At 48.2% G+C, this 792-nt stretch carries 2 protein-coding genes; one reads left to right on the top strand and one right to left on the bottom strand.

The features are described from left to right. Positions 1–442, top strand: a 442-nt coding sequence (locus tag C3B51_RS23270; RefSeq protein WP_240701965.1) for a methyl-accepting chemotaxis protein, incomplete at its 5' end; no start/stop codon positions are given. 96 nt (positions 443–538) lie between these two features. Here the strand turns inward: C3B51_RS23270 and C3B51_RS24195 are convergent. Then, positions 539–640: an MAPEG family protein gene (locus C3B51_RS24195; protein WP_430929854.1), complete on the bottom strand. Its 102-nt coding sequence runs from the start codon at positions 638–640 to the stop codon at positions 539–541. Between the last annotated feature and the right edge of the window lie 152 nt (positions 641–792).

Here is a 792-nt window from a genome sequence, read left to right as displayed (position 1 = left end):
AGCTGCCCGAGCTGGTGAACAAGGTAGAGGTTTTGCCGTCGTTGCAGATGAGGTCAGAACCCTGGCATCGCGCACAGGCGACGCCACTACTGAAATACGCGCTCTGCTCGACTCATTACAAAACGCCGCAGATCACAGCGTTAAAATGATGAGCCAGGCAGACGAACAAGCTGCAAGTAATGAAAGCCGGGCGTTAAAAGCAGGACAAGCGCTGGAAGAAATACAATCGAAAATTGCCAACATTACGCTGATGAACAATCAAATTGCGTCTGCCACAGAACAACAAAGCTCTGTTGCCGCTCAGGTTGCCGATACCATTGAACAGATGAACGAAGGACAACAGCAGGTAAATGCGTCATTTGCTGATCTTGACGATGTTTCACACCGACTGCATGAAGCATCAGACAGGCTGGTCGCCGCAACTAGCCAGTTTAAGCTGTGAGTTTTCAAGTCATGCTCATGTGAGCCAGGCTGATAACCCTATGGTGAATATCCCAAACAGACTCAGATAACAGGTCCCAAATGCAATGCTGCGCAATCATTTTTGACCAATGTAATAACACAGCATGTGCCCGACTCTGGATGCCAGGTATATCAGGGCAAGTGCATTGAGCCACAAAGGATCAACGCCAGAAAGCAGTGCAAAAAGTCAGACTGGCGATTCGGGCCAGAAGCAAAAGCAGCTCCGGCCCTTATTGTTATACCCATTTGCTTAATTAACTGTTCTATTTTGAGGCGAGAAAATATGTTCGATAACACCGCTCACGCATCCTGCTTTCGCTGAGGTACCTA

It is taken from the genome of Pseudoalteromonas rubra, assembly GCF_004212645.1.
Classification (GTDB): Bacteria; Pseudomonadota; Gammaproteobacteria; order Enterobacterales; family Alteromonadaceae; genus Pseudoalteromonas; species Pseudoalteromonas rubra_G.
This window is presented reverse-complemented; position numbering and strand designations above follow the sequence as displayed.